A 25,214-nucleotide genomic window follows, 5' to 3' on the forward strand; every position below is an offset into this window, starting at 1 on the left:
GTTATTTTTTATGCTGAGCGACAGAAGCGGGGCTGGCGGCAGGCTTCCCTGCCCGGCGCCCTTTACTGCGCGGAGGCGAGCAGCGCGGTGATATCGCTGATGGTTTCCACCAGCAGATCGCCGCGGCGATAGGCTTCCAGCTCGGCCGCGCCGCCGTTTACCACCGAGGCCGGACGCTCAATAAACAGGCCGCGCGGCGTAAACGTCGCGTCCAGCACCACCGCAAACGGAATTTTTACCTTTTCGACGCCGGTCAAATCGATTAACGGCTGCGCCTCATCGCGCGTAATAATAGCGATAGCGACCGGCAGGCGCTGGCACAGCAGCGCCATTGGCGGAATATTGCGATGACAGTCGGGGCACCACATCTCTGCCGCCACCAGCAGGCGAAAGCCCTCGCCGATCTGGCGCGCGGGGGCCAGCGCCTGTTCAATCGCCGCGTCCTGCGTCTCCAGCAGCGCCTGCCAGCGGCGTAGATCGGCAATCTGCTCCGGCGTGCCGGTATTAATAAACTCTTCGGGGCTTTTCCCCTGCTTAAACAGCGCCGCAAACTCGCTCATCGCCTTTCTCCAGCTAAATGGATGGTCTGCCATGATAGAAGATTCGTGCAGTCAGCACATCTTTCTTCGCCAGCAAGGCGGGTTGACCGCACAGATGACGGCAAGGCATATGTTAGACGCAAACGGCTGGCGAAGCGCCCGCCACGGCGCCTGGCGCAGGTTATCCACAGAAAATGGGGATAGCCTGTGTATGAATAAGTATAAATCGGCGCGCTGCGCGATGACGTCGGGTCAGGCGAACCTTGCACATCATCGGCTTAGCGCTTTTGCGGCCAGCGCTGCTGCGAAAAGTGCGGCGCGTATCCCGACAGAAGCGCGCGGCTTTTACGCCGGGTTATGTAATACCAGCTATTTCCTGATTAAATGAATAAAAAATAGCGTTTTGCTGCTAAACGCCGTTTTTACCGCGCGCATCTTTCACTGCCTGCCGACTGGCGCGCCAGCTAACGACTTGTTTGCCTCGGTTTTATTGCCGGGCGCCGGGGAATATAAAAAGGTAAAAAGGCGTCATTTTGTTAATTAAATCTTTCAATTGTTGAATCAGGAGTTAAAATACCGGCCCTTTTTTATATTGAAACTATGTTTTTAACTCAAATGTCACAATCCATTAAAACCTGTTCGGCACTATCTCTTGCAGTTATGCTCGCCTGTTCAAACGCCTGGGCTGATAACACCGCGGAAAAAACCGACGTCCTGCTGATTGGCGGCGGGATTATGAGCGCCTCTTTAGGGACGCTGTTACACGACCTGCAGCCAGACTGGAAACAGCTGATGGTAGAGAAGCTGGACGGCGTGGCGCTGGAATCCTCTAACGGCTGGAATAACGCCGGTACAGGGCACTCCGCCAATATGGAGCTCAACTACACGCCAGAACGCGCCGATGGCTCCATCGACGTTACCAAAGCACTGGAAATCAACGAAGCCTTTATGATTTCACGCCAGTTCTGGACAACGCAGGTAAAGCGCGGCGTGCTGAACGAGCCGCACTCTTTTATCAACTCAACGCCGCACATGAGCTTTGTCTGGGGCGATAAAAACGTTGATTACCTGACGAAACGCTACCGGGCGTTGCAGCAGACCACGCTGTTCCAGGGAATGCAGTTCTCTACCGACCAGCAGCAGATCAAAAAGTGGGCGCCGCTGATTATTGCCGGCCGCGATCCGCAGCAGAAAGTCGCCGCCACCTGGACGCCGGCAGGCACCGACGTCAACTATGGCGAGATCACCCGCCAGCTGATCGGCAGCCTGAAGAAGAACAATAACTTCTCGCTGGAAACGGCAACCGAAGCCACCGATTTTAAACGTAATGATGACAACAGCTGGCACGTCACCGTTACCGATATCAAAACCGGTGAAAAACGCGCGATTGATGCCCGCTATGTGTTTATCGGCGCCGGCGGCGGCGCTCTGAAGCTACTGCAAAAAACCGGTATTCCTGAAGCGGACAATTACGCGGGCTTCCCGGTCGGCGGCTCTTTCCTGGTATCTGAAAACCCGGTTATCGCCAGCCAGCACGCCGAGAAAGTCTACGGTCAGGCTTCGGTTGGCGCCCCGCCAATGTCGGTGCCGCACCTGGACGCGCGCGTTCTTGACGGTAAGCGCGTGGTGCTGTTTGGCCCCTTCGCGACCTTCTCAACCAAATTCCTGAAAAATGGTTCATTCCTCGATCTGCTGAGCACCACTACCAGCAAAAACGTGATACCGATGGCTAATGTCGGCCTGGATAACTTTGACCTGGTGAAATACCTGGTTGGTCAGGTGATGCTGAGCGATGAAGACCGCTTTGCCGCGCTGAAAGAGTACTATCCGGGCGCACGTAAAGAGGACTGGAAACTGATCCAGGCCGGACAGCGCGTACAGATCATCAAAAAGGATGCGGAAAAAGGCGGCGTGCTGAAACTGGGAACGGAAATCGTGACCGATAAGCAGAAAACGCTGGCGGCTCTGCTGGGCGCCTCGCCGGGCGCTTCTACTGCCGCGCCGATCTCGATTAACGTCATTAAGCAGCTCTTCCCTGAGCAGTTCAACTCGCCGGAGTGGCAGCGTAAGCTACATGCCGTCGTGCCGAGCTACGGTCAGAAACTGAACGGCAACGTTGCTCTGACCCAGCAGGTCTGGGACGACACCGCCGCCACGCTGCAGCTGACTAAACCGCCGGTGATCCAGATGCAGAGCAGCACTGAAGTTGTTGCCTCTCAGCCACAGCATGAAGAACATCCCGCCGCGCCGCAGCACGATATGGCGCTGTAAGCGGGCAAACCACAGGCCCCCGCTGCGGGGGCTTTTTAGCGCAGCCGTTTCTTTTGCTTTACTGCCGCTACAGCAGCGGCGACGGGTAGCTACTGGCGACGCCTTCCCGCATGTCGGCAGCGTTGCCGCTATTTTTCAGAGGCACAGCGGCTTTTCTCTGCGGCCGCAAAATAATGACAAAACAGTTAACCTTTTTAATGTACCAGCAGGCTATCCTATGCGATTTTTCTTACAGATCATCTGCCCGTTGCCATAGTATTTTCGCTTATTATCCGGCAACATCGCCGGGCAACGCTCTTTTGCCACGACAAAAACCGTCGCAGCGACGTTTTTATTTAATTATAAAAATTTAACAAAACAACCTGACTTGACAGTATCTTTCTCCCTGTCGATGCTTAGGAAAAAACTGACTATAAACCGCTGTGGAGATGGCAATGCCTCTGAAAATAGTATCTATGGTGCCGGCCACCGCCGCTTCGATAAAAGCTGCCCGTCAGGCGGCAGGGTTAACCCAGGCGCAGGCGGCGGAGCGTTTTGATTACAGTCTGCGCGTATGGCAGAAAAAGGAAACGGAAGCGGGAACGGGCAAAAGCAGCGGCCTGAGCCAGGCGGAATATGAGCTGTTGCTGCTGCTGGGGGATCAGCACCCCGATTATGCGCTGATAGTGAAAAAGTAACCTGCATCGGCCAGCCTATCTGAGCTGGCTGTCTTTACTGCCGCGCCGGTTATAGAGGCTAAGGTTACTTTGCTGTTTATCCATTTCTGTCTGGCAGGCCAGACAATATTTGACTCCCTGCAGCGCCAGACGCCTGGCTTCAGGAATCGCTTCACCGCATTCCTGGCAGTAACGTTCGCTTTCGCCCTGCCCGATGGCCTGGCGCGCGCGCTCGACGCCATCATTAACCGTACTGTCAATCTGTTGATTAACGGCTTCGTCAGAAGCCCAGCCACTGGCCATAATACTCTCCTGATTGCGGGGGATAAGTATCACTATGGTAGCTGAACAGGCAGACTTCAAGCGTATGGGGCGCATCGACAGATTTAACGGCGCGAAAAGAGGCCGGGACGGTCGGCTTTCAGGCTTTCAGGCTTTCAGGCTTTCAGGCTTTCAGGCTTTCAGGCTTTCAGGCTAAGGCAGGAGCCGCATAGCTGACAATCATTGGCGCTTTACAGAAGATACAAACGGCGCCATGCGGATTACGGAAAGAGACATCGAACAGGGAGATACGGCACTGATGTCCGCTACAGCGCGAGCATCGATATTTAATAGTTAAAATAAATAATCCTTAATAATTTCACAATGGAAAAGAAGCTTAACACGCTTAGCGGCCGCTGTCTGCGCTTTAAAGAAAATATTTATACCGGGCATATTGCTTCACTTTTCCACTAAAACACCGCACTTCTGCCAACAATTAACGCCTTTTCATGATTATTCTCTGACATCAGCCAAATATCGCCGTGGTATTTTAGACGAAACGAGAAAAAGCCACCCGAAGGTGGCCTGAATAACGATTAATTTTTTTATATTTTCCTGCAAAGCATCACGCTTTTAACGGAAAGGGTTTCCCTGGTGTTAGCAGCCTTACGGCTTTTCCGCCTGATAACAGCGGTTGTCAGCGAGTACCTGTTTACCGCCTGACGCGGTAGCAGCGTCGCTCAGCTGACGATGGATATGTTGCTTTAAAATAACTTATGTATCAACTCTCTTAAAGTACAGGTTACGGATGGTCGGAAACGGCAATCCGCGGGCAAAGGATACAAATACCACTTATTTCAAAAGCCGCAGGCGATCGCGACAATAAGCGAGCCGGCTTGCTAACTAAAAAAACAGATAAGCCGATAAGCATCGTAATATTTTATCCAGCGCAAAGACAGCCTGCGGGAAACTATTGTAACGCAGCGCCGTTGGCAGGCTACTGCCCAGCTAATCGCCATCATTCCCGCAAGCATCAGAGATCCGTTAAAACCAGTGATGAAATATCGTTTCGCTTTATCGTAACGTAAAGAAAATACTTATTTTATTTCGCAAAATATTCAATAAGTTAAAGAGATCCCTCTGGAAACTTTTATCAACTTAATAGTTTTCAGGTGATAACAGTAATTTCTTACTATAATCTGGTTAACGGAGTGCATTCTCTTCCAGTCAAAAGCAGGATTTTTTGAATAGGTTTGATGGAGCAGTTTATGGTTTGGTACGTACTTGACTCAATTATCAGTCCTGATTCAGACACAGCGTTCTCTCTTATTAGTTCGACTTATAACCTGAAGTTTGTGTTGTGGTATGATACGGACCATTATTTAGCTCCCGGCGACAGGCTGGAAACGTCGGATGATGGTTTGATTGTTAATGGCCATGTCCAGAACCTATATATTCTGGATGTTTCGACCTTCCGCTCTGATTACTGGCGGAAGCTGCACCTCTATAATAAGCGTTGTCCTGGCAATACAACTTCTGCCTCTCTCATCTGCGACTATAAACAACGCTGCCGGGTAAAAAAATGTCCCTTCATTCCCCATTAAAAAACGGATTTGCCACTTATGCCGGACGACTCTGATATTTCCCGCTGCGTTTTAATAATGCTGCGCCGGCTCTTTTATACCTGCTATCCAATCAAAACAGACCGCATTAACGCAACGCGCGGCTATTTCGCTATCTGTACGCGTCTTAGTTTACCTGTTCGCGCCTGGTTATGCAGGCTCCCTCACTAACAGATTCAGGTTGCGGTTCCGTCTGTTTTCAGCCGCAGGCCGCCGGCGCTTTTTCCAGCTGGTAGGGACAGCGGCTAAAGCGACATTGCTGCTGTGGGCAGGCAACAACGGGCCTTACCGGCCCGTTTGCCGGACACCCGGTGCGCGCCGACAGCAGCGCCCAGTTGGTACGGTTAAATGGCATTACCGTAATAACGGCAATATCGCTGATAACGCCGTTCACGGTTAATTTATTTTGCGTAATATTCAGCACGTCACCCGGCTGTACCATCCTCTCGCCCTGATACCAGATTATCAATCTAACGTTTTTTTGGGTTATGGCGCAGGTAAAAATGGTGCCCGTAAACGGGCATACCAGAGAATCCATCACGCTGTAATGCATATCCGCCTCTGTAAAAACAATAATCTGATTTTGTAGCTTATTAATGAAATAAATTTCAATGGATGCGCCGGTATTGATGCCATCCGTCTGGACAGTATTTCAATACCTACACATTTTAAAGGAAATTTCTTAATGTTCTATTTAAATTGGGCGGTGTTTAGCAAAAATAACATTTATTGATAAAAGCTGATTTAACCGCGTTAAAATGACGTTCCTTGACACTTCTTCCACAACATAAACTTAAGAAAGCGTACATACACCTTTATAACTTATCCAGATAAATCAACATCATCAATGAAATCATCATACAAAACCAATTTCATTAACAATTCACTAGTCATCCCGATAAATAATACCTGAAGCCACTAATTAACCAATCAACCATTAACAGGCAAATCATTTATTTTTAAATAATCTTGTACTTTACTGCATACAACAGCACGCAAACTGGTCAAACCAGTTATTTTTTTACGCAGAAAAATGGCTAATTCCAGGTTTTGCTCTATAACTTCAGGCGTGGTAATTAGCCACAAAGTAACGAATGGTGCTTTACACCGCCTCTGAGAACAAAAGGATTTCCGTTCTCAGAGGATCTTTTCCATAAAGCCTGCGTTATTTCCGGCGTAGCAACTTTCACTCGATAGCAATACCTTAACGCCAACTTTTACTGGAGAACACTATGGGTCAGGAGACCGGTATTGAAATGCAGATTGCTGACTATTTCAGGCAAACGGCGCCACAGCGGCTGAGCGAAAGCGAAATGATTGGCGCGCTGACAAAACACATTGCGCGTAAAAAAGAGAAGTTTAATGAAAAAGTATTGCTTGCCGGCCTGTTGGAAAAGCTGGAAACGGAAAGCGATGCAATAAAACTGCAGGTTTATCGTCAGGCGCTGGAGATATTGCTGAAAAAGCATTAGGGTTTTCAGCGCTACCGCCCGTCCACGCGCTGACAAAAAAGGCCGCCTGCGGCGACCTTTATCCACTGACGGCGGCGGAGAGAGGGTGAAAATTTCACTTAACGCCGTCGGCTGGCGGCGCCGTGCCGGAAATCTGTTCGCTCTGCGCGCCGGATCCCGGACGAGCCGCAGCCAGCAAAGGCTCACCGCCCAGAATGTCAGGCTCCTCTTTAGCGGTAAATTGACCGTTGCCATCGTAAGAAGGGCCTTCACACCAGCGCCCCTTCGGCAGCGGTTTATCCAGCGAAGTATTAAGGCAGTAATAAGCGTGCGCGGAAGCTTCATGCTCCTGTGGGAAACTGTTCGGTATCGGCAGAGACGCATTCAGGCCGCCCATTTCCTCAATCACCGCCAGCCACTGCTGCTGATGCATGGTATCGCGGGCGATAAGAAATGACAGGAACTCCTTCATGCCTTTATCTTCGGTCATGTTATACAGGCGCGTTGCCAGTACACGCCCCGTAGCTTCCGCCGTTACGTTTGCCAACATGTCTGCCGCCACGTTGCCGGAAGCGTAGATATGACTCATATCAAACGGCATGCCGTTAGCGTTCACCGGCAGCGCGGCCAGACCGGAGGAGAGAATGTGGCGTGGGTTCATACCGCCCAGAATGGCGTTTACCACCGGATCTTTAGCCGATGCTTCCTGATAAGAAAGCGGCGCGCCCTCAAGGTTCAGCGCAACTGCATAAGCAAGCATTTCGATATGACCCAGCTCTTCCGTCGCGGTTGACATTAGCAGGTCCCTGATACGCGCATCGCCGCGCGCGCCCATCGCCTGGAAAAAATATTGCATCGCCACGCGGATTTCGCCTTCGACGCCGCCGATAGCCTGCTGCAACAGCATAGCAAACTCAGGATCGGCCTTTTCTACCCGTACCGGAAACTGCATTTTTGATGAGTGATGAAACATAGAATCCCCTCTCTCGCTTGTCAGGTTGCAATGCCTGATCAAGCCTGGAAGGTGTTTATCTATAAAGCAAATAAGTATGATAAACATTCTCATTTGAACATTAACTTTTGGCGGTTAGCCGCTCTTTTATAAGCGTATTTATTTTCTTATTTTTTTTCACGTTTAGGTTTTTTCGCACATTATCGCTGCTATTCATCGCAAAAAGCGGCTTTACTCTCGCACATTGCCGTTTATCTTCAGCAAAAAATCAGGCGCTATCCAGCTTAGCATCGGGCTACAGCCGGTTGGCTTTCCCTTTGCCCTTTGCGCCGGCTCAGCAACAGGCGGTTTACCAGCGATGCGCAATAAAAATCAGCGCAGCGGCCTTTCTGCGCCTGGTACTCTTTGCGGTTCGTTCTATCATCGAATAGAGGGCTTTTATTTACGCCCGCGGATGCAAAATAACAACACAGACGCAGGATATAACCGGATGAATATCGCATGTTTAGGATGGGGTTCGCTGCTGTGGAAACCGGGAGCGCTGCCTGTCAGCGGCGACTGGCACGCCGACGGCCCCGCTTTACCCATTGAGTTTTCACGCGTGGGCGACAGCGGCGAACTGGCTACGGCCGTTTGCCTTAATGCGCCGCTGGTTGCGGTTTTTTGGGCGCGGCTGGCGGTGGATACGCTGGAACAGGCGTGTGAGGCGCTGCGCCAGCGTGAACAGATTCCAGCGGAGCGGAAAGATGGCGTCGGCGTTCTGCTGATTCAGCCAACCACTATCGGACCGCTGGCAGAATGGGCGCGGGCGCGCCAGATAGATGCGCTGATCTGGACGGCGCTGCCGCCACGTATCGCCCACAGCGAAGGGTTGATTCCCGGCATCGACGATGCCATCGCCTGGCTGAGCGAACTGGAAGGCGAACAGCGCGAACATGCGCGCCATTATCTTGAACAGGTGCCGGCGCAGCTGGATACGCCCTATCGCCGGGCGATAAAACAGCGTCTGGGGTGGGGACGCTAAGCCGCGCCTGACGCCCGTAACTTAACCGCAGGCACCCGCATACAGACCGCCGCCCGACGGTAGTTTGCCGGTGCCGTAGAAGCGGCCCCGTACCACAGGGAGCGTGCTCGTCGTTGAAAATAAAACAAAACCATCGATCCGCTACCTTCTGCTTGACCTGTTGCGCCGTCTTTGCACAATAGCGCGGCTTTGGGCGACTGCGCCTGCATAATAAAAATAACTGGAAGGAAGCTAATATGGGCATCACACGTCGCGATTTTCTCAATGGCGTCGCAATTACCGTTGCTGCCGGGCTAACGCCGCTGCAGATCCTGCGCGCATCGCCGCTGACGGCGCAAAAAACGCTTTATTATCCACCAGCCCTGACCGGCCTGCGCGGCAACCATCCCGGCTCGTTTGAACACGCCCATCAGCTGGGGCGCGATGGTAAAGGCTTCGATTTTGCCCTCGCGCCGGTAGAGGAAAAATACGATCTGGTGGTGGTCGGCGCCGGGATCAGCGGCCTGGCCGCCGCCTGTTTCTGGCAGCAGCTAAAGGGCAAGGATCAGCGAATCCTGCTGATTGATAACCATGATGATTTTGGCGGTCACGCCAAACGTAACGAGCTGCACAGCGGCAACGCGACCCTGCTCGGCTACGGCGGCAGCGAATCGCTACAGTCGCCGCGATCTAACTTTAGCCCGGTTGCGATGAGCCTGTTGAAATCACTCGGCGTCAGCGTTGACGGGCTGGAACAGGCGTTTGATAAAACGTTTTATCCTGATTTGAACCTGAGCCGCGGCGTCTATTTTGATAAGCGAAACTTCGGCGTTGATAAGTTGGTCAGCGGCGATCCGGGCCGCATGGTAGCGGATGATATTCCACGCGATCGGCTGAATGGACGCTCTTATGAGGCCTTTATCAACGATTTTCCGCTGCCGGCAAGCGATCGCCAGGCGCTGATTGCGCTACACACCATCGATAAAGACTATCTGCCCGATCTTAGCGTGGAAGAAAAAGTTGAGTGGCTCGATACCCACAGCTATAGCCAGTTTCTGCGCGATAAGGTTGGCCTGAGTGAAATGGCGATCCGCTATTTTCAGCAGACTACCAGCGATTTTCAGGCGGTTGGCATTGATGCCACCTCATGCAGCGACGCGCGCATTTGCGATCTGCCGGGCCTGAACGGTATGAAGCTGCCGCCGCTGGATGCGGAATCGCTGGCGGATCTGGAAGATCCCTACGTTTTTCACTTCCCGGACGGCAACGCTTCGCTGGCGCGTCTGATGGTGCGCCATTTGATCCCGCAGGTCGCTCCGGCAGGCAAAGATATGCAGGATATCGTGCTGGCAACCTTCGATTACTCGCAGTTCGATCGTTCATCGTGGCCGGTCAGGTTACGTCTGAGCAGTACCGGGCTGCACGTTGCTAACGTCAGCGATGGCGTAGAAGTGTGTTATATGACCGGCGACAGGCTGCACAAAGTCCATGCCGGTCAGGTAGTGATGGCGGGATACAATATGATGATCCCCTACCTGGTGCCGGAAATGTCGCCGGAGCAACAGGAGGCGCTGAAGCAAAACGTCAAGGCGCCGCTGGTCTACAGCAAGGTACTGATCCGTAACTGGCAGCCGTTTATTCAGCTCGGCGTGCATGAGGTCTACTGCCCAACCGCACCCTACTGCCGCGTGAAGCTCGATTATCCAGTCGATCTGGGCGGCTATCGACATCCACGCGATCCGAGCCAGCCGATGGGCCTGCATATGGTTTCCGTACCATCGCTGCCCGGCAGCGGCCTGAGCCCGCGCGAGCAAGCGCGCAAAGGTCGTGCGCAGCTGCTCGGCACCTCTTTTGAGCAGCACGAACGGCTGATCCGGCAACAGCTGCAGGGCATGCTGGGCGCTGCCGGTTTCGATCATCAGCGCGATATCCTGGCAATTACCGTTAACCGCTGGTCGCATGGCTACTCTTACTTCCTCAACGGGTTGTTTGACGATGAAGATGAGGCGCAAAAAATTATCACTACCGCACGTCAACCGATTGGCAATATCACTATCGCTAATTCCGATTCTGACTGGAGCCCCTACGCTAACTCCGCTATCGATCAGGCCTGGCGTGCGGTTAACGAACTGGTAAATGGGCATACGAAGGAGGAAGCATGAGACTGCGTTTATCCTCCCTCGGCCTGCTGCTGGCGTTAAGCGGCAGCGCCCAGGCCATGTCACATGGCGAGTATGTTGCTCGCGCCGCCGACTGCGTTGCCTGTCACAGCGCGGAAAATGGCGCGCCGCTGGCGGGTGGCGTAGCGTTTTCCACGCCCGTTGGCGCGGTCTACGCCACCAATATCACCCCGGACAGGGAATATGGCATCGGCAATTACAGCTTTGAAGATTTCGATCGCGCCATGCGCCAGGGCATAGCAAAAGATGGACATCATCTCTACCCCGCTATGCCTTATACCGCCTATGCCAAAATGAGCGAGACGGATATGCGCGCGCTTTATCAATGGCTAATGCATGAGGTGCCTGCGCAGCCGGTTGCCAACCGTGACAGCGACATTCCCTGGCCGCTGTCGATGCGCTGGCCGTTGGCGCTGTGGAACCAGCTGTTCCATCGCGATGAGGGCTGGCAGTCGCAGGCGCAGCAGAGTGAGCGCTGGAACCGCGGCGCTTATCTGGTTGAAGGGCCTGGCCACTGCGGTAGCTGCCATACGCCGCGCGGCTGGGCCATGCAGGAGCAGGCGCTGGATAACGGTGACGCACGTTACCTGAGCGGCGCCGAACTTGACGGCTGGTATGCCCCTTCGCTACGCGGCCTGGCGCCTGAAGAGACGGTAAGCCTGTTGAAAACCGGCCACAGCGCGCGCAGCGCCATTGCCGGGCCAATGGGCGAAGTGGTGCGGCACAGTACGCAGTATCTTACCGATGAGGATTTGCAGGCGATCGCCGTTTATCTGCGCAGCCTGCCCGCCGCCGCGTCGGGAGTTGCTGGCGCACCGGCGGCCAGCGTGATGCAGGCGGGCCGGCAAACCTATGCAATGTACTGCTCTACCTGCCACGGCGCTAAAGGCGAAGGTGTACCGAACGTGATCCCGGCGCTTTCCGGTAATACCGCGCTGACGGCGGACAATCCGCTTACCGCGCTGCGCGTGGTACTGGACGGGGCGCAGACGCCGGTCACCGCAGAACATATGGCGCAGACGATGCCGGGTTACGGTTGGACGTTAAGCGACCGGCAGGCCGCCGATTTAATGAGCTATCTGCGCGGCAGCTGGGGCAACCAGGCAGCGCCGGTTACCGTGCAGCAGGTTGGGCAGGCACGACAGCTAAACGTGCAACATCGCTAAGCTGCCGCTAAAAAACGCCTCCGGGGATAGCATAAGCTATCCCCATTTTGGCTATCACGGGCTTATAGCAACGCTATACCGTAGCCGATCAGAAGCGCAGCGTAAGGCCGGCATAGGCGCCGTAGTTATCCCGGTCTCCCTTGCGCAGCTGGTGGTTCAGGGTGCTGTTCAGCTCGGCCCTCTCGCCCACCTTCAGCTGCACGCCGAACTTGCTTTCAAGGCTGTTTTTCGCCTGGTTGTCCGCCAGCGCCGCGCCGTCAAAATCGAGCGAGTTGTTCAGCCCGCTCCTGACGAAGTGGCTTTCCATGAACGCGTTCAGCCGCACGTCTTTGCCCGGCACCGCCTCTTTTTTGCCGCTGGCCACGCGCAGCCCCACACGGCTCACCGCGCCGCCCTTACTTCCCGCGCTCACCTCCATGCCGTTGCTGTCCCGCACGTTGCCCGCGGAGAGGCGGTGGTAGGTCAGCTGCGCCTGCGGCGTAACGGTAAAGCCGCCGCCCTCCAGGTTGCCGCCGTCAAATGCAAAGGTGTAGCCGCTTTCCACCGAGCTGCTCACGACGCGGCTGTGGTACTTCTCGCTGGCCTGCGCCTGCCCCTTTATTTCACTGGTAAAGTAGCCCGCCTGCACCCATACGTCGGTGTACAGCCCATGACCCGTTTCCGCGTCGCTGAACCAGGTGCCGTACAGCCCGCTGCTGTAGCCCGACACCTCGCCGCGCGCCTTCGTTCCCGTCGCCCTGCTGGCGATATCGGCGCGGCTGTTGCCCATGGTGTTCATAAAACCGAGGTGCACGTCGCCGGAGAGCCACTGCATGCGCATCAGATCGCCGCCAATGCGCATCACGTCGCTGCGCGTCTTGTTATTCAGCGTGCCAAAAACCGGACTGGAATAGCGCGTGCTGCCGGAGTACTGCACCCAGACCGGGGAGTAGAGCGCGTCCTGCTGCCAGGCGAGGTTGTTCAGCATAGCGAAGGCCTGCGCCTTCTTCGCGATGTTCTGCGAGGTGGCCAGCTTGCGCGTCAGCCCGTTCGTCATGCTGCCCGCCTGCGCCGGAGAGCTTTGCCGGTCGGCCAGCGAGTGCGACATCATCGCCGTCATCGCCGCCTGGTTTGCCAGCCAGGCCCCCGTCGCCGGGTTGTAGAGCTTCTTCTCGTTGCTGCCGTAGCAGGTCATGCCGTCGGTGCAGCTGCTGGTCAGGTACCAGTCGCCCTCTTTTATGCCCAGGATATATTCATATTTCGAGGCGACAACCGGATGGAGCAGCCGGAAGGCGTCTCTGCTGGAATATTTTTTATCGTTCACCTGAACCAGAAGGAAGCCGTCGCCAGCGGTCTGCTTCGCCTGCAAACGGCTCCTGGCCGTGGGCACGATATCAATCCAGGTGGGTAAACCATGCGATAACTGCGTTCTATCCACAATAAGCCGGTCGGTCAGGCGGTCGACCACGTTAGCGGCGCCGGCAGTGGTTAAGTCGGTATTTAAGCGTAAAATTCCGCCCGCAGATTTATACTCTGTCTTTTTATCCGGGAAAAAATACGTGGCACCGGTAATGCGCAGCACGTCACCGGCACCAAAATTATTGCGGCCAAACCCGCTGGCAGACGCCGGGTTATTGGTGGTTAAGTCAATTACGCTGTCGGCTTCCGCATAAAAATAACTTAATCCCCGGAAGATCCCGTCACTGTTATCACGCATATTTTCAGAAAAACGAATGGTGCCATAATTCTGAAAAGTTGAGTAACCCTCCGTTGCCCTTATGTAAATCCGGTCGTCATTTTCGTCAATCCCGCTAACTTCATGCGTGGCATTGGGATAAAAATCCATCCAGGCCTGTTGCTGCTTACCCAACGCATTAATACTCTCCAGCTCAAGAATTCCTTTTTTTAGATTAAAAAATTCCGTTCCAACAGCGCTAACCGAGACATTCCCGGTAATAATCCCCGCATTTTGCAAGTTAAACCATATTCTATTGTAAACATAGGCAGAATTTTTTGTTAAAACATCTGCATAGTTTACTCCATCAACCGGCTCCCAGGGCTTTTCAATACTTTCATGCTGGACATTAGTAACAGTAATTGCCTGGTTATTTAAAGCAGAAATTGCCCCTGAGTTACTAATAGAAAGATAACTGTCATTCTCTGCAACCGCGTATCTGCCGTTTATTATCTTGATGCCCGCCCCGTCCTTCAGGCCGCCAATGACTTCTGACTTATCTCCTAAATGAATATTCATCCATGCCATATCAATCGATGTTCTTCCCGCAAAGTCATCGATATTAATTGCTGATGCACCATTTCCAGTTGCTATTATTTCACCTTCATTTTTAATATCATAATTAGTAGCTGACAAAGTCAACTTTACACCATCAGAATTATCACCTGACGTATGAATAGATCCTTTATTCTCAAAAAGATAATCCCCATACGCATAACCTTCTCGCTCCTTATAATAAATACCATGCGAAGTATTTCCATTAGTTCTAATCAAATCATTATTTTTTACACTAGAAAATCCATCCTGTTTTAACTTATATAAGTATATAGCTGCATGATCAGAATGTTGACTAAGAATTTCTCCATTATTAACAATCTCCACGTTACCACCTGATTCCGCCTGAATTGCAAATCCATCCTGATTAATTAAAATATTTCCGTTATTAACAATCGAAGCCTGGCTATTCGATGTATCACTTTCATAAGAAATTCCCACCACATGCCCCCAACGACTGGCTGCATCAATATTGTCCAGAATCACTCCGTTATTCGTAATAGTAGTGATTTTATTTTTACTAAGATAACTGACGATTCCTTTGCCACCTGACTCTACCATTATATTTCCGTCATTAATTATGGAAACCTCTCCAGATTCAGGATAATAGTTCGCCCAATCGCTCTTTATGCCAGAAGCTTCATTACGGGCAATGATATTCCCATTATTTTCAATGAAAATGTTTTTATTCCCGGTATTTTTCACTAAAATTGCTGATGAAGTCATACCAGAAACATCAATTAAACCATTATTTTCTATATATGAATAACAGTCTTGTTCTTTACAGGAAATTCTGTTTTTAGAAGGCCCCGCTAATGTTATGCCGTTTGATATCAATCCGGCCCCTGAAATGATTACTCCATTATTAATAATGGATTCAATGCCATATCCTATATTAGAAAAAATACCTGTTCCGCTACCGCTTTTGATATGTATCTTTACGTCATTCCCGGTCGTTATGGTAGTATTACCTTTACCTTCATTCAGAACAGCCAATCCCGCCGATAAATCTTCATATCCGTTTGCAAATCGATTCAGCACCTTACTTTCAATCTCTACAAGACTATTACCCGTTACTGAAATTGACAGGTTCTTATCTTTTAAATCACTCCCATTAATCACTCCATATGCTAAATAATCTTGGTAATTATCATGGTATTCTGAATCATCATATAATTTAAAATTTGATGTTTTAATGTTAACATCATGAAGTTTGATATTGTTTCCTACAGAACTATTAGACTTATCATAATAAAGTATACCAGCCGTCGATTTATCCTCCGATGAGGAATTTAATGTCATATAACTCAGCGAGAGATCGCCGCTGCCGTTATAAATGATATTGGCCCGCCAGTTATCCGGATCAAACAGGTTGTCGGTGATGTTCGCGTGTGCAAGCGTTGAGTGAATGACAGTCGCCAGAATAGTAAGAGGTACTGGATTAACGCGCTTTTTCATAATAATTTCCCTATTCCACTTGATAAGTGAAACTTAACTTTGCCATGCAAAAAACGACATAATCGATCAACAAACAGCCAATAGCAGATCCAAATCACATAATAACTGAAAAAAAGATAAAATTTATTTAAGTTAAATATATTATTAGCTTTTAATTAGTTATCAGGATTAGTTAATATTAAATACTAATTACAGAAAATAGTGTTTGTTGTTCCGAAGAGATGTTCAGCGTGAATAAAACTAACAGCAGCAGGCTGTTATAAATTACAGATAAGTGATGATTCTGCGGGAAATTTTTATAATTACGCTGTTTGTATACAAATAATTTGCTTTTTCCCCTCTATTTACCGTTATCGTCGTGCCCTCTTGCCGCTTTCCCTGCGTTGCTTTGTGCCTTTTGATAGATGCTACCAACATATCAAACGCACATCTCAGGAAGAGGTTAGCAGCAGATTTTGTTTTTTGACGTTTTTTAGCAATTTTATGCTCAATCATTCCCTCATTAGCTAGCAAAAAGCTCCCCAATTTCAGCTGTAAAATTTTATAATCGACTGAAATGAGGAGAAGTTATGCACCGTAATGTCACATCTGAAAGCCGTTTGTTTGATGAAATCCAGCGTGGGGCGCTGATATCTATACCCATTGTCATTGGATTTATTCCGTTTGGCCTGTTGCTCGGCGCCCAGGCGGCGCAAAAGGGTTTTTCTTTTTTCTCGCTGACCATGATGACCGGCCTGAATTTCGCCGGAGGATCGGAATTTGCGGCTATCGCACTCTGGACCTCGCCGCCGCACATCCTCACCATCGTGCTGATTAGCCTGCTGATTAACAGCCGCCATTTATTGATGGGCGCAGCGATGACGCCGCTGCTTGCCCCGCTTCCGCCACGTAAGGCGTTATTAGCGCTGTTCTTTATGTGCGATGAGTGCTGGGCAATGAGCATGAATGATGCGGCCCGCCGCCGTGAACAGGGTAAGCCCGCGTTCAGCGGCGGCTTCTATGCTGGCGTGGCGGCAACTTTATGGTTCTGTTGGGTACTCTCTACCGGCATTGGCGTTATTATCGGACCGGTATTGGGGGATATCTCGCGCTGGGGTTTCGATATGGCTTTTCCCGCCGTGTTTCTGGTGCTGCTGAAAGGGATGTGGAAAGGTACGCGGGCGGCGCTGCCGTGGCTGGTCAGCCTGATCTGCGCAGCCGCTACCTGGCACTTTGTTCCGGGCGCCGCCTACGTACCGGCTGGCGCACTATCCGGCGTTGCGGCAATTCTTTTACTTAACAGGAAAGCATCATGAGCCTGAGCGTTTTAACCATTGTGCTAATGGCGCTGACCACTTACCTGACGCGCATCGCCGGTTATCTACTGCTGCGCGATCGCGCGCTAAGCCCGCGCATTAAAGCGGTAATGGAGGCGGCTCCCGGCTGCGTGCTGATTACCGTTATCGCCCCGCACTTCGCCACCGGCAATCCGGCCGATCTGCTGGCGATGGCCATTTCACTGCTGGCCGCTATGCGTTTTTCATTGCTGCCGGTGGTGGCGATCAGCGTCATTTCCGCCGCCCTGCTACGCCATCTGCTCTGAACATAACGGGCCACTGTAGCCCGCTGCGCCCCTTATCCCAGCGGAAGCTCCGATGTCTGCTTGATAGTCTGCATCGGCAGCTCCGTTTTCAGGCTCTGCACGCCGCTGATACGCGCCAGGTGGTCGATCTGAAACTGGCGATAGGCGTTGAGATCGGCGGCAACCACGCGCAGTAAAAAATCACAGTCGCCAACCATTAGATGGCACTCTACCACCTGCGGCAGCGCACTTACTTCACGGGCAAAGTTATCGACGGTTTCCGCATCCTGGCTGCGCAGCCAGACGCGCACGAATACCGTTAAATCCAGCCCCATTGCCGCCGGATTAAGTATGGCGACGTAACGCGCAATCACGCCACTCTCTTCCAGCTGCTTTACCCGCCGCAGGCAGGGCGACGGCGACAGTCCCACCTTTTCCGCCAGCACATTATTGGCAATACGCCCATCTTTTTGCAGCTCCTGCAGTATCCGAAAATCCAGTTCGTCCATCTTTAGCATCCATTATTACGCTTTCTTAAAGGCTGGATAAATTATGCCCGGAAAATCACAGGTTGCCCATGAATCTGCCGTTCTTTTCCCGCCGCCGCCAGACGGCGCCTGAGAACAAGCTGTGCTTTACTTAACGCTATGTCCCAAAAGCGAAAAGAATAATGAATATTGGCAAAGCGATTTCCGGCGCTTTTGTTCTGCAATCTTCACTTGGCAGAACGATGGCTATCTTTATGCTGCTGTTGCTGACGGCGGTATTGATTGTCAGCGCCTGGACGCTGGATCGCTCATGGCAACGCAAGCTGCACGATACCGAAAGCGATGCGGTTAATCTGTCAGTCTCGCAGGCGCGCCAGGCTGAAGACACTTTTCTGCAAACGGAAATTGTGCTGCGCGCCATGCAGCGTGAAATTCCGGACGATGGGCCGAACAGCGTTGATAAAAGCGCTATCAATACGATACTGGCGGAGATGAAAAGCAGCCTGCCGCAGCTGAACGGCCTGTTTATCTATGATGCGCAGGGCAACTGGATCGCCGCCTCGGCTTCTCATGTGCCCGGCGCGATGAATAACAGCGATCGGGAATATTTTATCTATCATCGCCAGAACCGGCACGGCGGCGTACATATCGGTCATGTTATCCGCAGTCGTACCAGCGGCGATTTGGTGATTCCTGTTTCGCTGCGTCTGAACGATGCCGCCGGCGGCTTTACCGGCGTGGCGCTGGCCACGGTACGCGTAGACGCTTTTCGCCGCTTCTACAGCTATTTTGAACTGGGCGATGGCGACCTGCTGGCACTGCTGCTGGATGATGGCGCCGCGCTTTACGTGCGCCCTTTCCCTGACGCCTTTATTAACCGCAGCCTCTCCGCCAGTCCGCTATTCACTATTCAGCTAATGCGCTCAGATCGCGGCAAAGGCGCCTGGCGTTCGGCGCTGGATAATAAAGAACGCATCTTTGGCTATGCGCGCTCCGGCCAGTATCCACTGATCGTTGCGGCGGGCTTTGATAAATCGGAGCTGTGGACAGAGTGGCTGCATGACAGCCTGCCGGATCTGGTGTTAAACGGCACGCTGCTGTTGATTATTATTCTGATCGGCGCTCTGGTGCTGCGTCAGGTACGTACCAATGTAGAGAACCAGATCGAACTCACCGCGCTACGGGATGAACTAACCACCATCAACCAAACGCTACAGGCGATGGCGCTGCTGGACGGCCTGACCGGCCTGGCAAACCGCCGCCAGTTTGATATTTTTCTCGCGCAGAGCCTGAAGCAATCGGCCCTCAGCGGCGAACCGATGGCGCTGATCATGCTGGATATTGATTACTTCAAGCTTTACAACGACAGCTGGGGACACGTTGCGGGCGATAACTGTCTGCGGCGCGTCGGGGAAACGTTAAAAAATATTCCGGTACGACAAACGGATCTGATCGCCCGCTACGGCGGCGAAGAGTTTGCGATTATCCTGCCGGGCGCCACGCTGGAAGCAGCGCAGCGTATTGCTGAAAGTGCGGTTGAGGCAGTGCGCGCCATTGCCATACCTCACCCAGGCACCCGCCCCGGAACGGTTACCATCAGCGCGGGCGGCTTTGCGCTGAACGCCAGCGGCGAGGCGCAGGAGGCGCAGCAGATCAAGGAAGGCGCCGACCGTGCGCTTTATCAGGCCAAGCATCATGGCCGCAACCAGGCGGTCATGCTGCCGTCCTGATGGGCTGGCGGGCCGGGGCGCTGAACCTTTTTATGCCGCGCTCCGTCACTTTACACCATCGCGTAAAGCAATGCTGACAGCGTAGCGATACCGCCAAGCAAAATACACAGCGCCCGCCCGCCGCGTAAAAACGCGAGCGCCGGCTTGTTGTAAATCAGCCAGGCCGGAATAAGGAACAGAATAATTGCGATCAGCGGGCCGCAGAACGCTTCAATCAGCGTAATTACGTTTGGGTTGGTATAGACGATTAGCGAAGTGGCCGCATACATCAACAGCACCGCCGCTCCCTGGCTAAGCTTGCGCCCTTTTTCACTACGGCAGTTAAGCAGCCGCACGGTAAAATCGCTAAACGTCTCCATTACCGACAATGAAACGCCAAGAAAAGATTTCGTCATGCCGACGATGGCGATAAACGGCGCGATATAAAACAGTAACCCGGAGTCACCCGGAGAGGAGATAATCGACAGCACATTCAGGTTTTTCTCTTTTGCCTCGGCAAAAATGTCGTGCGGCATACTGAGTACACAGCTGAGCACAAAGAAAATAATGCTGAAGAAGATAGCCAGATAGGCGATACGGATAACGCGGAAGGCGCGCGGCGAGTCGCCCTGCTGCTGATAGTGCGCAGCCAGCGGCGAAATAATCGGCGCGCAGCAGAAAGAGAAAGTAATAAGCGGCAGCGTCAGCCAGATATTTTTAAAGGTGTCGGCGGCAGGCGTACCCGGCAACGTACGTAGCGCATCGGCAACATTTTCCCAGCGCCAGTGCGGGATCTGCACCACGGCAATAGCGATAATCGCTATTGCAAACGGCAGCGCCAGCATACTCATTGTGCCAACCACTCTGGCGCGTCCCTTGCTCAGGATGCCGAACAGTACCACCATGCAAATAAGCGTCAGCAGCCCCTGGCTGACGTTGGCAATATGCAGGCGCTCGGTTAAGAAATTATCCAGCGCGCTGACCAGCGAAATCCCATAGACCAGCATCACCGGATAAAAGGCGATGCAGTAAAGCAGCGTCATGATGCGATCGCCGCGCGGCCCAAACCAGGTGCTTAGCGCCGGCAGCCGTTGGCGATCGGGCTCGCTCATATAGATGCGGCCCAGCACCAGGTGAGGCAGCAGCGAGAGCGGCAGTCCCAGCAGCAGCATAATGATAAAGATAACCGGCCCGCGGGCGCCAATTTCAATCGGCAAGAAAAGCGTACCCGCTCCAACCGTCGTGCCATACAAACCCAGCGTCCAGACCGTATCCTGGAACGTCCAACCCTGCTGTTTCATAACAATCCTACCAATAAAAAAAACAGTCACTCAGTAACATTTACAGGTTATGCATCTCTGGTTTGAGCTTTTCATCGAGCCGCAGCTGGAGGAATTAGCCCAACGCCACAACAACGGCAGAAACAGTCGAGGTTAGAGAAACGTCTGTGCGGGGATTTTATCAGAAAAAACGGAGCAGCACCGGAGACGATCGGCCGTCGCCGGGAAAAAGGTCTTACCAACCTTGTGAAGCTGGAACGGGCAGCAGGACTCGAACCCGCATCTTCAGCCGGTACGGCTGGTGTAATCACCACTTATACCACGCCCGTTTCGCTATCTTAGCGGCCGCTGGCCGTAAGGGTCATTAACGACCTTTGTTATAGCCGTTATGATGCAATAAACCAGCGAAGCAGGATGCCTGAGTCAGAGGCAAGCGGCAGCTGGCGCAAATGGCGCCGTGATGCATTTTGCAGGTGCGGGAGGATTGAGTAAAAATAAACTGATGGCTGCCGCAGCCGGGGCAGCAGAATTTAAGCGGATGCATAGTTACCTCATGGTGAAAAGCCTCGAAAAAAATCTGATGTGCTTTAAGCCTACTCCTGGCAACAGCTTTAACAAGCGCAGATGCGAATTAAACCGCAGCCACGCTGGCAAATCGCCGGCGGCCTTGCGACGCAAGGCTGTAGGGACAGTCTATAGCGCGCCTGTGGTTTAGGATTTATCTTAATCAGCGGCAGATTACGGCGGTGACTGTGGCAAAAGTAATTACTGCGCGTAGGCTGATAATTCAGCTTACGGCAATCGGGAGGCGCTATGCCCTCTGTTCAACTGCATATTAAAGATCATCCGGAATTCACCTTTACCGGCAACTATTCCACGGCGCAAGCCGACGATGAAAGTACGCAAGCACGCAGTCAGTTTGAAATTCAAAAGGCGTCGCAGCCTGTAGAGGCCTTTCAGGATCTTATTCCAGGCGACGCCGTTATCTTTGTTTCCGCCAGCGGTGAGGCGGAGGAGATGCAGCTAAGCGAAGAAACGGCGGCGCATCTTGTTTTTATCTCGCACCATTAACCTTTAGCAGAAATGTTAGAAAACCTGTCCGCAACCGCCATCAGCGTTGCGGATAAAACTATCGGCACTGGCCGGTTACGCCATCACGCCCGTTGGGGCACACATCCGTTGCGGGAATTAATGATGTGATGCCCCATGAGCAACCCGCCAACGTTAAACAGATCGCCACGATAATAACTTTTTTCATACGCCCCCTTCTGATGCGCTTGCTCATCCTGCTATGGCCCGGCCCCCAGTATAGGCGCTGTTGCCATTGCGGTTAACGGGCATCTGCATTTTTGCAGGATTAGTGAGGTTTTTAACGGTTACCGGCGGTCTGACTTGCGGTATTGATGATACCGGCATCAAATAACTGTTTTGCTGGACGCGAAGGCTGACGGAAACGCGCTGATGTGATTGTGTCAGTAAAGCGAGACTAAAGCAGCATATGCCGGCGGCAACAGGCAACAGGAACAGGCAACAGGCAACAGGCAACAGGCAACAGGCAACAGGCAACATAGCTCTAATACCGCCACGGCAACCATCCTGATGAAATAATGCCATGCTGTTTTCCGCCGGAAAAATAAAACTTTAACGTCAGTGTGAAAGCCTGATTTCGTTTACCGGCGACAACATAATCATCGTTTCAGGCATTTTCTGCCGACGGGTTGGCAGCGGTCTTTAAAGCATCCCGCGTTCAGCCATATAAACAATGCAGCACAAGGAAATAATAAATAAAAAAACAGCCCGACATCCGTTATGTCAGGCTGTTATTGAATATTAGCTAAGCGCTTATACGGCTTTAGCTGCAAGACGTTCGGAAATAGCTGTCAAGATAGAGCTGGCAATGCCCAGGCCAATCGCTTTATGCGTCAGACCAATTTGCTGACCAGGATGCGTAGCATTTTCGATAGCGTTATTGGTGCTTTCGAGTTTAGCGTTAATATTTGTTAACGCAGAATTTATCCCCTTCAGCGCATCAGCGATACCAGCCCCACTTACCATGTGAATTTCTTGAGTGTTAAGCGTTTTCATATTTCATCCTTAATTGTTAGCCAGTTAATTTCTTCTCTCCAGGAGAGAAGCGATATTAATTATAATAACATCGCGCTGTCAAATGAGCAGATTATTAAAAAGCATCAAATGCAAAAAATGCATACAAAGAAAAAATCCAATCAGACAATATAAAACTGCACAAAAAATGGATGCATTGTCAATTCAAAGCAGCAGAACAAAGTAATTAACCAGCCTGACCTGCCGTTGCTCAGAAAATAAATTATCTGTCAATTTACTCTGGTGGAACAGAATTGTTAAAGCAGACAGCAACAGGCCGCACAAAAAAATATCCTATATGTCAACAGGTTATTGCAGTTTCTTACAGCAGAAGGCTGCTGTGCGTTTCGCACGTATTATTAATAGCCAGGCTGAAAAAGCGGAATTGCTTCAACACTCTGTCCTCAGATAAAAATATTACCACCGGCTTTGATTAATCCTGAAATGATTTAATTTAAACATGCTTAACAGCCGCACGAATATTATTGACGGTTGCATCAGAATAATACAAAAACAAAGTTAATTAACGCTGTCTGGATATAATGGATTGCTGTTTCCAATGCCCTGTTTCGCAGCGCCGTTCCCAACATCAAATGTTTTCAGGCTGAATAAAACCGCAACAGACAGTTTTACTGCTAAACTTACCAGCTACCGGCGTAGGTTTGAGTTACTCAAATGAGTCAGCAGGGAATCCCCTGCTCTTAATTAAGGGCTAATCATGCTTACTTTAGTTAAAAATGGCATTAAATTAAGTACTGTCGTGCTGGTCGCTCTACTGGCCGGCTGCTCTTCAAAGGTTGCTGAAAAAAATCAGTATTCCGGCTTTCTTGATGATTACTCCGTACTAAAGCCGGTGAAAACGGCCCAGGGCCAGCAGACGCTGCGCTGGGTTTCGCCCGCCTGGCACCAAAATAATTACCGTAGCGCCTATTTTGCGCCGGTCGTTTATTATCCTACGCCTGCGCCCAACAGGCGAGTCAGCGCCGTGACGCTGGAAGAGATCCGTTCTTATACGCAACAGCAGCTTAAAAATGCCGTAGGGCAAAAATTTACACTTCTGCCCCAGCCGCAGCAGGGCAGCCTGATCGTTAAGGCGGCCATTACGGCAGTGACGGCAGAGAACAAAAGCGTACAGTTTTATGAAGTTGTGCCGGTAGCCGCCGTGGTTGCCAGCACAATGGCGGCTACCGGTCATCGTTCACAAAATGCGGTACTGTTCCTTGAAGCTGAAGTCATTGATGCCACGACTCAGCAGCCGGTTATCAGAGTGGTGCGCAAAGGGTATGGTAAAAGCGTGTCTGACAGCTCGGCTCCCATCACCGCAGCGGAGGTGAAACAGGCAATAGATGAAATGGTGGCCGATACGATTGCGTTTCCCGCCAGCTAAGCTGTTTCCCGGCCCGCATTAAAATAGCTACAGCAGCTCATATGCCGGTGCCGGGAACATAAAGCCGCAGCGGCAGAAATTGTGACATCCTTACGCCAACAGGCGTAAGGATGTTTAAGCATTTAACCAACGCATATTTTGTATTACTGTCCGATAACCATCTGCATCTGTAAAGGTGACGCCTCTGTGATCCCAGTAGGGGTTAAAAGAAACCACCCGGCGAAAACCAGCGTTGTCCATATCAGAACAGAGCCTGCTCCAGTTCTCCTCTTCCGGGATATAAAGAACTAAAAGATCTTCAGGAGATGAAGATGGCGTAAGCGGATGTTGGTGACACAGCGTAAATTCCAGATGCCAGGCAAGATCTTCCCGCCCCAGCATGCACCCGCTGAACCCCTGATGATCGGTGAAATCACCAAGTTTTTTTAAGCCCAAACCATTGCAGTACAGCTGACAGCTCTCTTCAAGCACGGTAACCGGGCGGGCGATTCTCAACTGTTGGAATTCCATGCAGCCTCCTGACCTTTATTTGTTGTACAGTGTAGTTACGCATAGCTTTTTTGCTATCCCGCCTGTTTTTTGTACATAGTTAACAAGCGATAGATAATGGCTGCTAATAAGAATATGTACTAAACAGCCGTTCGTCTAAAACCAGATCAGGCTATTCTGTATCGCCGCCGCTTCGCGTATAGCTAAAAATAAACCAGCATTGAGCGGCACAACGGCTGGCCCCGTCTGCAGCTAAAAAACAAAACCAGAACTAATTTATACAGCAGCTGACGCCACTTGCGGCTCAAAATAAACCTGAGTGAATCTGTACGCCTGCTCTCTTTACCTGTGGCTAAAAAATAAACCAGC

The 25,214-nt window shown here is 51.6% G+C and carries 24 protein-coding genes and 1 tRNA gene; 13 read left to right on the top strand and 12 right to left on the bottom strand.

The genetic code is table 11. From position 1 onward, the window contains the following. Positions 1-62: 62 nt before the first annotated feature. Positions 63-560, bottom strand: a complete 498-nt coding sequence (locus FKM52_RS01200) for a thioredoxin family protein (RefSeq protein WP_160250383.1) — start codon at positions 558-560, stop codon at positions 63-65. Positions 561-750: 190 nt separating this feature from the next. Between FKM52_RS01200 and FKM52_RS21615 the strand changes: the two genes are divergently transcribed. The 3 genes from FKM52_RS21615 (at position 751) to FKM52_RS01210 (ending at position 3,487) form a co-directional block, all read left to right on the top strand. After that, entirely contained in the window at positions 751-927 is a 177-nt protein-coding gene (locus FKM52_RS21615) for a hypothetical protein (RefSeq protein WP_160250384.1), read from the top strand. A gap of 227 nt (positions 928-1,154) precedes the next feature. Further along, complete coding sequence (gene mqo / locus FKM52_RS01205; protein ID WP_141174694.1) at positions 1,155-2,810, top strand: malate dehydrogenase (quinone); 1,656 nt, start codon at positions 1,155-1,157, stop codon at positions 2,808-2,810. A gap of 434 nt (positions 2,811-3,244) precedes the next feature. Beyond that, positions 3,245-3,487 carry a hypothetical protein gene (locus FKM52_RS01210; RefSeq protein WP_244316948.1) on the top strand — a complete coding sequence of 81 codons (243 nt, stop codon included), beginning with the start codon at positions 3,245-3,247 and terminating at the stop codon, positions 3,485-3,487. A gap of 15 nt (positions 3,488-3,502) precedes the next feature. Here the strand turns inward: FKM52_RS01210 and FKM52_RS01215 are convergent, their stop codons facing one another. Next, the gene (locus FKM52_RS01215) at positions 3,503-3,769 is read right to left on the bottom strand and encodes a DksA/TraR family C4-type zinc finger protein (protein WP_141174376.1); all 267 of its coding nucleotides are present in this window, start codon (positions 3,767-3,769) and stop codon (positions 3,503-3,505) included. A gap of 166 nt (positions 3,770-3,935) precedes the next feature. Further along, the gene (ymcF, locus tag FKM52_RS22160; RefSeq protein WP_425462647.1) at positions 3,936-4,088 is read right to left on the bottom strand and encodes a cold shock small protein YmcF; all 153 of its coding nucleotides are present in this window, start codon (positions 4,086-4,088) and stop codon (positions 3,936-3,938) included. Between the two features lie 907 nt (positions 4,089-4,995). On the opposite strand from ymcF, the gene FKM52_RS22270 reads away from it, so the two are divergent. Next, a complete protein-coding gene (locus FKM52_RS22270; protein WP_160250386.1) occupies positions 4,996-5,331 on the top strand; it encodes a hypothetical protein in 336 nt (111 codons plus the stop codon). Positions 5,332-5,548: 217 nt separating this feature from the next. Here the strand turns inward: FKM52_RS22270 and FKM52_RS01225 are convergent, their stop codons facing one another. Continuing rightward, a complete protein-coding gene (locus FKM52_RS01225) occupies positions 5,549-5,902 on the bottom strand; it encodes an anti-adapter protein IraM (RefSeq protein ID WP_465264261.1) in 354 nt (117 codons plus the stop codon). Between the two features lie 679 nt (positions 5,903-6,581). Here FKM52_RS01225 and FKM52_RS01230 point away from each other — a divergent pair. After that, positions 6,582-6,821: a biofilm development regulator YmgB/AriR family protein gene (locus FKM52_RS01230; protein WP_141174379.1), complete on the top strand. Its 240-nt coding sequence runs from the start codon at positions 6,582-6,584 to the stop codon at positions 6,819-6,821. Positions 6,822-6,915: 94 nt separating this feature from the next. Here FKM52_RS01230 and FKM52_RS01235 read toward each other — a convergent pair whose 3' ends face one another. Next, on the bottom strand, positions 6,916-7,773 hold the full coding sequence (locus FKM52_RS01235) for a manganese catalase family protein (protein WP_141174380.1): 858 nt from the start codon (positions 7,771-7,773) through the stop codon (positions 6,916-6,918). Between the two features lie 469 nt (positions 7,774-8,242). Between FKM52_RS01235 and FKM52_RS01240 the strand changes: the two genes are divergently transcribed. The 3 genes from FKM52_RS01240 (at position 8,243) to FKM52_RS01250 (ending at position 12,101) form a co-directional block, all read left to right on the top strand. Further along, positions 8,243-8,776, top strand: a complete 534-nt coding sequence (locus tag FKM52_RS01240) for a hypothetical protein (RefSeq protein WP_141174381.1) — start codon at positions 8,243-8,245, stop codon at positions 8,774-8,776. A 236-nt stretch (positions 8,777-9,012) separates the two neighbouring features. Beyond that, on the top strand, positions 9,013-10,917 hold the full coding sequence (locus tag FKM52_RS01245; protein WP_141174382.1) for an NAD(P)-binding protein: 1,905 nt from the start codon (positions 9,013-9,015) through the stop codon (positions 10,915-10,917). Beyond that, positions 10,914-12,101, top strand: a complete 1,188-nt coding sequence (locus FKM52_RS01250; RefSeq protein WP_141174383.1) for a cytochrome c — start codon at positions 10,914-10,916, stop codon at positions 12,099-12,101. The genes FKM52_RS01245 and FKM52_RS01250 overlap by 4 nt, the downstream gene beginning before the upstream one ends. 88 nt (positions 12,102-12,189) lie before the next feature. Here the strand turns inward: FKM52_RS01250 and FKM52_RS01255 are convergent, their stop codons facing one another. After that, on the bottom strand, positions 12,190-15,828 hold the full coding sequence (locus tag FKM52_RS01255; protein WP_141174384.1) for an autotransporter outer membrane beta-barrel domain-containing protein: 3,639 nt from the start codon (positions 15,826-15,828) through the stop codon (positions 12,190-12,192). 569 nt (positions 15,829-16,397) lie between these two features. Here FKM52_RS01255 and FKM52_RS01260 point away from each other — a divergent pair. Together FKM52_RS01260 and FKM52_RS01265 are read left to right on the top strand one after the other, a co-directional pair. After that, complete coding sequence (locus tag FKM52_RS01260) at positions 16,398-17,123, top strand: AzlC family ABC transporter permease (RefSeq protein ID WP_141174385.1); 726 nt, start codon at positions 16,398-16,400, stop codon at positions 17,121-17,123. Further along, the gene (locus FKM52_RS01265; protein WP_141174386.1) at positions 17,120-17,410 is read left to right on the top strand and encodes an AzlD family protein; all 291 of its coding nucleotides are present in this window, start codon (positions 17,120-17,122) and stop codon (positions 17,408-17,410) included. Before FKM52_RS01260 ends, FKM52_RS01265 begins: the two co-directional genes overlap by 4 nt. A gap of 32 nt (positions 17,411-17,442) precedes the next feature. Here FKM52_RS01265 and FKM52_RS01270 read toward each other — a convergent pair whose 3' ends face one another. Next, positions 17,443-17,898 carry an Lrp/AsnC family transcriptional regulator gene (locus tag FKM52_RS01270; RefSeq protein ID WP_342777787.1) on the bottom strand — a complete coding sequence of 152 codons (456 nt, stop codon included), beginning with the start codon at positions 17,896-17,898 and terminating at the stop codon, positions 17,443-17,445. A gap of 161 nt (positions 17,899-18,059) precedes the next feature. Here FKM52_RS01270 and FKM52_RS01275 point away from each other — a divergent pair, with 161 nt between their 5' ends. Then, positions 18,060-19,607: a sensor domain-containing diguanylate cyclase gene (locus FKM52_RS01275; protein ID WP_141174388.1), complete on the top strand. Its 1,548-nt coding sequence runs from the start codon at positions 18,060-18,062 to the stop codon at positions 19,605-19,607. A gap of 50 nt (positions 19,608-19,657) precedes the next feature. On the opposite strand, the gene FKM52_RS01280 is transcribed toward FKM52_RS01275, so the two are convergent. Together FKM52_RS01280 and FKM52_RS01285 are read right to left on the bottom strand one after the other, a co-directional pair. Then, entirely contained in the window at positions 19,658-20,887 is a 1,230-nt protein-coding gene (locus FKM52_RS01280) for an amino acid permease (RefSeq protein ID WP_141174389.1), read from the bottom strand. Between the two features lie 232 nt (positions 20,888-21,119). Next, positions 21,120-21,195 (bottom strand) — tRNA-Val (locus tag FKM52_RS01285). 484 nt (positions 21,196-21,679) lie between these two features. On the opposite strand from FKM52_RS01285, the gene FKM52_RS01290 reads away from it, so the two are divergent. Next, positions 21,680-21,937, top strand: a complete 258-nt coding sequence (locus FKM52_RS01290) for a hypothetical protein (RefSeq protein WP_141174390.1) — start codon at positions 21,680-21,682, stop codon at positions 21,935-21,937. A gap of 210 nt (positions 21,938-22,147) precedes the next feature. On the opposite strand, the gene FKM52_RS21620 is transcribed toward FKM52_RS01290, so the two are convergent. Together FKM52_RS21620 and FKM52_RS01295 are read right to left on the bottom strand one after the other, a co-directional pair. Continuing rightward, positions 22,148-22,480, bottom strand: coding sequence for a hypothetical protein (locus FKM52_RS21620; RefSeq protein WP_181407872.1), 333 nt, complete (start codon positions 22,478-22,480; stop codon positions 22,148-22,150). A 228-nt stretch (positions 22,481-22,708) separates the two neighbouring features. Continuing rightward, a complete protein-coding gene (locus tag FKM52_RS01295) occupies positions 22,709-22,951 on the bottom strand; it encodes a hypothetical protein (RefSeq protein ID WP_141174391.1) in 243 nt (80 codons plus the stop codon). A gap of 736 nt (positions 22,952-23,687) precedes the next feature. Here FKM52_RS01295 and FKM52_RS01300 point away from each other — a divergent pair. Further along, the gene (locus FKM52_RS01300) at positions 23,688-24,356 is read left to right on the top strand and encodes a DUF3313 domain-containing protein (protein ID WP_141174392.1); all 669 of its coding nucleotides are present in this window, start codon (positions 23,688-23,690) and stop codon (positions 24,354-24,356) included. Positions 24,357-24,470: 114 nt separating this feature from the next. Here FKM52_RS01300 and FKM52_RS01305 read toward each other — a convergent pair whose 3' ends face one another. After that, the gene (locus FKM52_RS01305) at positions 24,471-24,866 is read right to left on the bottom strand and encodes a VOC family protein (RefSeq protein WP_141174393.1); all 396 of its coding nucleotides are present in this window, start codon (positions 24,864-24,866) and stop codon (positions 24,471-24,473) included. Positions 24,867-25,214: the final 348 nt, after the last annotated feature.

The organism is Mixta tenebrionis, from assembly GCF_006517625.1.
In the GTDB taxonomy this organism is placed as follows: Bacteria; Pseudomonadota; Gammaproteobacteria; order Enterobacterales; family Enterobacteriaceae; genus Mixta; species Mixta tenebrionis.